Source organism: Cellvibrio sp. (assembly GCF_053579595.1).
The window spans coordinates 1-3,069 of record NZ_JBRFPI010000474.1 but is presented as its reverse complement, the minus strand read 5'-3'; the positions used below and the strand labels follow the sequence as shown (position 1 = coordinate 3,069).

Annotated in this window: 4 protein-coding genes; 2 read left to right on the top strand and 2 right to left on the bottom strand. The window is 41.8% G+C overall.

All coding sequences use genetic code 11. From position 1 onward, the window contains the following. The first annotated feature begins 626 nt into the window (after window positions 1-626). Together ACWA6V_RS19920 and ACWA6V_RS19915 are read left to right on the top strand one after the other, a co-directional pair. Entirely contained in the window at window positions 627-1,094 is a 468-nt protein-coding gene (locus tag ACWA6V_RS19920; protein WP_449524128.1) for a DUF2778 domain-containing protein, read from the top strand. Further along, window positions 1,075-1,452 (top strand): DUF2195 family protein, encoded by a 378-nt coding sequence (locus ACWA6V_RS19915; RefSeq protein ID WP_449524127.1) that lies wholly within the window; start codon window positions 1,075-1,077, stop codon window positions 1,450-1,452. The genes ACWA6V_RS19920 and ACWA6V_RS19915 overlap by 20 nt, the downstream gene beginning before the upstream one ends. Window positions 1,453-1,541: 89 nt before the next feature. Here the strand turns inward: ACWA6V_RS19915 and ACWA6V_RS19910 are convergent, their stop codons facing one another. Both ACWA6V_RS19910 and ACWA6V_RS19905 read right to left on the bottom strand, forming a co-directional pair. Further along, window positions 1,542-2,612 carry a GDSL-type esterase/lipase family protein gene (locus ACWA6V_RS19910; protein WP_449524126.1) on the bottom strand — a complete coding sequence of 357 codons (1,071 nt, stop codon included), beginning with the start codon at window positions 2,610-2,612 and terminating at the stop codon, window positions 1,542-1,544. A gap of 79 nt (window positions 2,613-2,691) precedes the next feature. Next, window positions 2,692-3,069, bottom strand: a 378-nt coding sequence (locus ACWA6V_RS19905) for a sugar phosphate isomerase/epimerase family protein (protein WP_449524125.1), incomplete at its 5' end; no start/stop codon positions are given.

Sequence of the window (3,069 nt, the reverse complement as noted above, 5' to 3'; positions counted from 1 at the left end):
GAATTTCGCGTGCATTATATTGGCGATTATTAATTAGTCAAACGTTGTGATGACTAAGGTGACAATATATAAAAATTTTTATCTTGTTGATTTGATTAGGTCATTCAAGCAGATTTTTATTGCAGAATTGTTTAATAGCTATAGATTGTCCTGTTTAATCGCCTAATTTTTTTTAATATTTCATTATGATCAATATTGCGATGCCGATAAAATTTATAATTTCTTTTTGGTTTTTTATGTCGCTTAAATTTTCCCATTGTGTGATTTGACGGTTTTATTTGTAACGGTCCTTAATTGCTCGCATTTAATTTATCACGATTGCATTTCATGAAAGTCTATAAGTTTGGGCAAGGCCAGGCGGTTGATTACTGCTAAATATGAATTCTCTACATCATATTCGTAATTCTGGCTCGAATGGGTTGGGGGCCACTACTGGTAGGCCGGTCACAAAATTGGCGCTGATAATAAAGTGTAACTTTTTCAGGCTAGTCGATAAGCGTGTCGTTGGTTTCGCCAAAGGCGTTTTTATTTGAAGTGAAGGTCGCACTTTATTGTTGGCAGAGAAAAGCGTTCATGATAATTGATATGGTTTACGATGGATAAGAATTGTATTGTCTGGCAAGGGGATGTTTAAAGCGACATCAGGCTTGTTTGGATTTCAAGAACCCGAATATTATTGTGTGCCTGATAGTGGGCCAATTCCAGAAGGATTTTATAAAATGCTTTTAACAGACCAAGGTGTCGCAAAAGATGATGGCACAGGTAGCTGCGCTATTAAGCCTGCTTGGGGTATTCAAACAATACCAAGAGGTGCAGTTGCGGGTAATTGTGAGCCCTATTGGCAAAACTGGGGGAATAATAGGGCAAGGATGGAGCCTGCTGATTCAGCAACAAAAATCCGTTGTTCACCGATTATTCGGGGAGGTTTTTATTTGCATGATTCTACCAAAGGCTACAGTCATGGATGCATAGAGGTTGAAGGTAGAATTTTTCCCCAGTTAAGGAGCTTCAATAGAAATACGGGTAAAGTGTCGTTGATTATTAAGGTGTCTTATATAAAAGGAAGGAAAACAAATGGCGGCACTAAAGTTTAGTTTTTTAGCATTTTTTCTAATGCCATTAGTTGTTTTAGCTAGCGATGAAAAAATTGATATAAAAAATCAACTGTCCCAATGTTCGGAAATACGTAATCCGAAATTAGTCACAGAGGGCAGTGTTCCTGTTTTGTCATTTGACTTGGTTTTGAAGGATTCGATTGCTGATTGCGGTTGTAAATCTGCTTTGGGGGCGTTTTCTGTTTATGCGCAACGGGATTCTTATCTGTCACATTTAATCAGTGGAAAAGTGGTATTGAATAATAGCGGCAAAAAAAATATCCCCGTTGCTGCCGATAATAGTTTGGTTTCATCAACGCGTTTGGATGTAAGCTTTTCTTGTGCCCAACCAGATTGAAGGTGATACTGCTACAACTATAAAAGCGGTGTCTCTGCGACGAGCGCCGCTTTTATAGTTGTGTTGACGTTATTCAATAATATCGCCAACTACCATGCCTTTTTGTTTTTCAAGTAATCAATCAGCAATCCGGCGATTAGCTTGTCATCATTCACTGATGGATGCCAATGGCAACCTTTGTAATCCAGCCCGGTAAAAATAATCGAATCTATTTTCTTCAATCCATCGGCTTTCAAGCTGGCGATGACCTTGCTGACTTGCGCTGCAATCTCACCTTCTGCTTGATCTGATGCCATCAGGATAAATTGGGCTTTGGGGTTGTTAGTGTGCAGGGTTTTGACGAACTGCGTGTATTTGTTAATGTAATCCTGCTGTAACGCTTCACGCGTTTTCCAGCGTTCACCGTCATTGAGTTTGGTGGAGAAATCGTTGGTGCCCAAACCTATAACGATCACTTGCGGTTGCCAATCGCCAGCATAAATATAACTGTTGTTGTGCAACGTAAATGGATAGAGGCCAATCAGGTTTTTATCGGGCGAGTGACCGTTGTAGTTGCGCACTATACCAAAACCCGAGGATGCATTAATTTGATAATCGGCATTAAAATGTTTTGCAGTCAGTGGGCCGAAGGCGAGTTGTGAGTTGGTGGTATTGAATAACTCTTCATTGGTACATTCGCGGCTGCTGGATATGTTGCCGTAGCCCACAGTATAGGAATCGCCGATAAATTCAATTTGGCGTTTGCGCTTGGGGAGTGTTGCGGGTTTATCGTCGCTGTAGAAACCGAGAAAGCGACCGGTGGATGATTGCGTCTCGCTGATTTTTTCCAATCGCACCTGATGTTTACCGGGGGTTAAGTTGGGTACAACATAGTCCTGTTTGCCGGGTTTGTTGATTGCAATCGGTGTTTGGCTATCAATAATCAGTTGAAAGTTGTTTTGGTCATCATCAAATTTTACGGTGAGTGAATCACCGTTAAAGGCAGTTTCAAAATAGATGGCGGGCCAGGAATATTCATAGGCTTTATTTCCTGCCTCGTCACTGGTCACCACTACGCGGCTGCTGGTATGGGTGGGTAATTGTTGCAGCTCCGCGCTTTTTGCGCTGAGACTAATGCAAGCCAAGCTAATGAATGCGATAGAAAAACGTGTCAGGTTCATGTTTGCTCCAATTTTTTTATTGTGGTTGCTAAAATAAAAAACGCCGCGTAGCGGCGTTTACTTAACATAAAGGGTAAAACTATTTGGTATCGGCGATAATTTTTTGCAAGCCTTTCAACGATGCTTCTACGCTTTGCATTGGTGACATACCTTCTGGATAGACTTCTTGTTCTACCACCAACCAGAGTGTACCGCCGACGGTTTTGTTGGCTTCAATCAATGCCTTCCAGTCAGTGGTGTCTTTACCGAGAATTGGGTCCTCTTTATTGCCTTCATCGGGCGCTGCGGCTTTGTAGTGAGTGGTAATGGTGCGGCCTGGGTAAGCTTTAACAAAATCTACCGGATTTTTGCCCGCGACTTCTGTCCAACCCACATCTTGCTGCAGAATTACATCGTGTGATGTGCCTTTGCCGATAACATCCCACGGTGTTTTACCCATATCGCCGAGCATTTCTGG

Excerpts from the sequence above, each read along its gene's own strand:
- ACWA6V_RS19915 (WP_449524127.1), top strand. The coding sequence starts at position 1,075 with ATGGCGGCACTAAAGTTTAGTTTTTTAGCATTTTTTCTAATGCCATTA.
- ACWA6V_RS19920 (WP_449524128.1), top strand. The coding sequence starts at position 627 with ATGTTTAAAGCGACATCAGGCTTGTTTGGATTTCAAGAACCCGAATAT.
- ACWA6V_RS19910 (WP_449524126.1), bottom strand. The coding sequence starts at position 2,612 with ATGAACCTGACACGTTTTTCTATCGCATTCATTAGCTTGGCTTGCATT.